Source organism: Alienimonas chondri (assembly GCF_013036045.1).
Taxonomy (GTDB): domain Bacteria; phylum Planctomycetota; class Planctomycetia; order Planctomycetales; family Planctomycetaceae; genus Alienimonas; species Alienimonas chondri.
The window spans coordinates 1-5,399 of the sequence record NZ_WTPX01000228.1 but is presented as its reverse complement, the minus strand read 5'-3'; the positions used below and the strand labels follow the sequence as shown (position 1 = coordinate 5,399).

Sequence of the window (5,399 nt, the reverse complement as noted above, 5' to 3'; positions counted from 1 at the left end):
CCCCGCCCCCCGTCGCCCCGCCGGCGCCGGCGCTCCGGGAAGGGCCGTTGTCCGGCCTGCGTGCGCTGTTGGCCGAAGACACGCCCGACACCAGCCGGCTCCTTCGCTTCTTTCTTGAGAAGGCCGGGGCGAACGTCGAGGCGGTCGCGGATGGGCAGGCGGCCCTGGATCGCCTCCTGCCGACGGTCGCAGGGAGGAACGACGGTATGAACGAAGCCCCCACGGAGAACGGGTTCGACATGGTGCTCATGGACATGCAGATGCCGGTTCTGGACGGGTATGCGGCCACGCGGGCGTTACGGGCGGCGGGATACGATCGACCGGTGGTCGCCCTGACCGCCCATGCCATGCGCGGCGACGCGGAGCAGTGTCTCGCCGCCGGCTGCGACCGGTACGCCGTGAAACCGATCAGTCGCAATGCCCTGGTCGAACTGATCCTCGACGCCGTCCGTTCCGAGACGACGCTTCCGCCCGCGATTCTGTTCAATTAATCGCCGCCGCGGCGGACGGGGGCGTTGGATATCGGAGCAGCGGATGCCGGGGCGTTTGCTGCCGGCGCCGGCTTGGGGGAGACTGATGCGAGTCCTGATCGCGGCCGCACCGGGCGGCGGTCGTTAGGTTCGCTCTATAAGGCTGTTGAAATGTCGAGGCGCTGGAGTCTGAGCACGTTCGTGGCGGTTCTGCTCGTCAGCAGCGCCGCGTCGGGCCGGGCCGCTCCCCCGGCGGGCGCTTCGGCGTTCGAGCAAGGGGCGTCCGATCAAGAGGCGACCGACCGAGCGGCAACCGGATGGGGCGTCTTCGGAATCGGGTCGTGCTATATCAATAATCGCTCCACGAACGACCTTCGGCGGTGGGTCCCGCAAATGGCGGCGATCGACCTGCGCGTCCATCGCACGCCCTATACGAACTGGGGCGCCGTCGAACCGGAGCGGGGCGTTTGGAACTGGGACGTCCTGAACGACGAGATTCAATATCTCGAGGAGCGAGGCTTTGAATTCGGCGCCCTCCTGGTCGGCAATCCGAAATGGAACGAGGCGGACCCGCCGGGCCATCTGCCGGTGAACAATCTGGAGGGGTGGTCGAATTACGTCACGCAATTGGCGACGCATCTGAAGGGGAAAGTGCGTCGCTACGAGGTCTGGAACGAGCCGCCCAACTTCACCGGGAAGGATCAAACGCCCGCGGACTATGCCGAGATCGTCGTCGCCGCCTATCACGCGGCGAAAGCGGTCGACCCGGACTGCCAGGTCGGGCTGGCGGCGAAGTCCGCTCATATTAACTATCTGGAGCAAACGGTCCTCGCCGGGGCGAAGGACCACTTCGACTATATCGTGCTGCACCCCTATGAAATCCTCGACGGCGTCGCCGAGAATACGGGTTCGGAAGCCGTTTATCTAAACGTCGTGCCGTCCGTCCGGAAGATGCTCGCCGCCCGCAATCCGGCGAAGGCGGATGTGCCGATTCTCTTCACGGAACTCGGCGTCGACGCGGAGCGAACGGGCGAGGACGTGCAGGCTCATGCATTGGTAAAAGCGTACGTGATGGGCATCGCGCAGGGCGTGGAGTGCATTCAATGGTTCGAGGGCCGCGACGGCGACAGCGGACCGATGGGTTTATTGGACCGCAACGGCGTCGCCCGCCCGGCGTATACCGCGCTCGGCACGTTAATCGAGCGACTCGGCCAGCGGCCCGCGCCGATCGGCTGGACGCTGTTGAACGACCGCCATCACGCCTTCCTGCTGCAGGGCGCCGAGGGGCCGGCGTTGGTCGTCTGGGGCGACCCCGGCTCGCCGGACCGAATCGACTTTCAGTCCGACGTGCGAGTCGTCGATCCGCGGACTGGCCACGTCACCGTTCAGACATCGCTCTCGCTGGGCGAGGCGCCCGTAATCGTGCTGGACCCGCCGGCCGCGCTCGTCGCACGGGCCGCGGCGAATTGCGATCGTCCTGTCCCCTGGGGCGGAAACGATGCGGGAACCCCCGAGGACTACGCCGAGGCGGACCGGATCTCGATCGAGTTCGGCGAAACGACCACGGAAAAAGGTTTGCACACCCGCTCCGGCGCCCACGTGGCGGAATCGGTCGTCGCCTACGGCGGTTCGGCCCGTTCCGGCCGCGTGCCCGGGGGGAACGTGTTCGTCGTCGATCCGAACTTTCTGTCCTACGAGTCGGCGTCGATCGAGATCACCGCCGTCGTCCGGCGCACGCCCTCAAAGGAGAACGCCGGTTTTAAACTCGTCTATGAATCGCCCGGCGGGTTCAAGACGGCCGGCGGGTGGTACACGATCCCCAAAGAGGACCGCTGGCACACGAAGACCTGGCGCATCGACGACCCGCAGTTCGTCAACTACTGGGGATACAACTTCATCCTCGAATCGGACGGCAACGCCTACAACAACTATTTCATTCGCAGCGTGACCGTGAGGCGGTTGGACCGACCGGCTCGGTAGCGTCGCCGGCCGAAAGAACGGCGTTCCTCCGACCGTCCCCCGGTCCCCGAAAAAAGTTTCCCCGGGGGTGGACAGGGGGATTTCCCCAGGCCACAATCCCGCATCGCCCCAGCACAAGGAAGTGCGTTCCCGATCGCGGGGAGGGACGAAGCCCACGTTCCATTCCTCATCGACAGGGCTGTCGTTGATGCGGGGGCCACGCATGGATGCGAAGACCACACGCGTTGAAACGGTGATCCCTTCGGCATGAAGCCGCTGGGCCGTGGGATCCTTGGGACGACGTTCGCCGTCCGGAGGGGCAGGGAGGGCGCCTTCGATCCCGCTCGCCAGTTCACCGCGCAATCGAACCGCCCGGCGCCCGCGTGGGGCGCCGGGCGGTTCGTTTTTTCGTCATCGGATCGCGAAGCAGAACGCTCGCTGTCCGCTCTACCGCTCCGCGGTGCGGACGGGTTCCGACGTCGTCTCAGCCCCGCTGGGGACGTATTTTTTCCCCGCGGCCTCTTCCAGCATGGTGAGGAACGCCGCCTGGCTGATCGTGCCGTTGTGGGTCGCGGGGTCGTTCGGGCGATCGCCCGGGAAGACCGCGAGGTGCGGCACGCCGGCGCCGCCGAGCTTCTTCAGCCACTCATAGGTTTCGTCGGAACGGTCGATCCAGCCCTTCATCGTGACGATGTCTAGTTGGTCGTACGCTTCGTGAGCGGTGGCGGTGTCGATGGCGAACTTCTCGTTGAGGTCGCAGTTCACGCAGACGGCGCTGCGGAAGTCGACCAGCACGGTTTTGCCTTCGGCCCGCAACTCGTTCAAACGCTGGGCGTCGAACGGCTCCCAGCCCTCTTCGGCCACGGCGGCGGCGACGGGCCGGGCTTCCAGGCCGCCTTCCGGGGCGAGCCAGACGGCGAACGCTAGCATGGCGCCGGTGACGCCGACGGCGAGCGCCCGCAGGCCGTACTTCCGATTAAAACTGTCGTTGTGCCGAATCACGCGGCCGACGATCCACAGCCCGATCGCCAAGCCCAGCAGGCCGACGAGGATCGGCAACCACAACTCATACGGTCGCACGCCCTGCATCAGCCAGAGCGCCGTGCCGAGCAGCAGCAGGCCGCCGAATTCCTTGAACCAGACCATCCAGTCGCCCGGCTTCGGCAGGAACCGCGTGGCGCCCGGCAGCACGGCGAGCAGCAGATACGGGCTGGCGAACCCCACGCCCATCGCCAGCCACATCGCCACGCTGCCGACCGGGTTGGTCTCGGCAAGCCCCACCGCGAACCCCGCCGCGGCGCCGATGAACGGCCCGGTGCAGGGCGTCGCCAGCAGCGTGGTGAAGATTCCGCCGAGGTACGCCCCCAACCCGCCGCCCTTGTGACCCGTCTTCCCCGCGGCGCTGCCGACGAAACCGGGGACCGGGATCTCGAACAGACCCAGCATCGACAGCCCCAGCACGAACACCAGCACGGTGAAGACGACCTTCCCGCGGTTCGAGTTCACCTGATCGCCCCAGCCGAATTCGTTCACCGACAGGAACGCGCCCAAGCCGAACGTCAGTCCGGCGAAGACCAGGAACACCGTCAGCACGCCGGCGGAGTACCAGAGGTTCAGCTTCAACACGGTCGCCCGACTCTCGCCGGCCTGCTTGGCGAAGCTCATGGCTTTCAACGCGATCACCGGTAGCACGCAGGGCATGACGTTGAGAATCAGCCCGCCCAAGAACGCCAGCGGCAGCGCCGCCCACAGGCCGCTTTCCTTCAGGCCCGCGTCGTCCAGTTCAAACGTATCCGTCAGGGTGATCTGGGGCGGGGACGACTCGCCGGGCGCCGCGGTCGGCGGGGCGGACGCCGGCGCCGAAGCGACGGCCGGCGCGTTCGCCCGGGACGCCTCGTCCAACGTGAACCGCACGGTCTTCGGCAGCTGACAGGCCGTGTCCGTGCAGACCTGATAACGCACGGAGCCGTTCAGCCCGTAGGTTTCGTCCGTAACTTCATAGGACCGGGTGAAGGCGACCGTCCCGTGATGCTCTCTCAACACCACGTCGGGGCCGTGTTCCACCGCCTCGGCGGCCTTGGAGGCCACGAACTCGCCGCGGGCTGTCAGCCCCTCGACCTCCGCGGAGAGCGTGGTCGGCGTCGCCGCCGGACCGGGGTCCTGCATCGCATAAATGTGATAGCCGTCGCCGATCCGCAGGGTGACCGTCAGGTCGATCTGGTCTCCCACCGCGGCGTCCGCGGGCAACGCGACTTCCACAGCGACCGGGCCGGCGTCGTCTCCCCGGCCCGGCGTGTCGGCGAAGGTGAAGACGGGGGAGTCGCCCCCAGCGTCGTCGGCGGCGAGGGAGTCGGCGTCAGCCGCTGGGGTCATCGCGGCCGCAGCGAGCGTCGCTGAAAACGGCGCGTCGCCCGCGAACAACGGCACGCAGACGCCGCCTTCGCCCTGTTTGCAGTAGGAACCCCGCAGTTCGCCCTCGATCTTCAGCGGCCCCTCGCCGACGACTTTGAACGATCGCGTCCAAGTGACTTCGTCCGTGAACTTCTCCATCGCCTCGCCGGAGAGCGGATCGACGTCCTCCTTCGGGGCATGATCCGGCGCGTAAACGTCGCCGATCGCTTCCAAGCCTTGAATCATCGCCAACTTCAGCTTCGCCGGCTGCCCGGCCAGGCTGGTCTGACTGACGAGGTAGAAGCCGTCCGGGATCTCCGCGGTGATCGCCAGCGTGAGCGTCTCGCCGACCGGGGGCGGCGCATCGAGGGGATCGCCGCCGCCGTCCAGGAACCTCGCGGACATCCCCAACCGTTCCACCTGCGCGGTCGGCAGGTCGAAGACGTCTTTGATCCCCTGACCGCTGGCCGTCGGCGGCGGACACAGCAGCAAACCTGCCAGCGCGGGGACGGCGGCAAGCAGCAGCCGACGGGCGACCGCGGCGAACGGGCGGGCGGGCATGGAGGGGGTCCGGGGAGC

The 5,399-nt window shown here is 67.2% G+C and carries 3 protein-coding genes; 2 read left to right on the top strand and 1 reads right to left on the bottom strand.

Features of this window, described 5'->3' with window-relative positions; translation table 11 throughout:
- The coding region (locus tag LzC2_RS20060; RefSeq protein ID WP_194362447.1) for a response regulator at positions 1–491 on the top strand (491 nt) is incomplete at its 5' end.
- Positions 492–641: 150 nt separating this feature from the next.
- Positions 642–2,450 carry a GH39 family glycosyl hydrolase gene (locus LzC2_RS20055; RefSeq protein ID WP_171189809.1) on the top strand — a complete coding sequence of 603 codons (1,809 nt, stop codon included), beginning with the start codon at positions 642–644 and terminating at the stop codon, positions 2,448–2,450.
- 426 nt (positions 2,451–2,876) lie between these two features.
- Here LzC2_RS20055 and LzC2_RS20050 read toward each other — a convergent pair whose 3' ends face one another.
- Positions 2,877–5,381 carry a protein-disulfide reductase DsbD family protein gene (locus LzC2_RS20050; protein ID WP_171189808.1) on the bottom strand — a complete coding sequence of 835 codons (2,505 nt, stop codon included), beginning with the start codon at positions 5,379–5,381 and terminating at the stop codon, positions 2,877–2,879.
- Between the last annotated feature and the right edge of the window lie 18 nt (positions 5,382–5,399).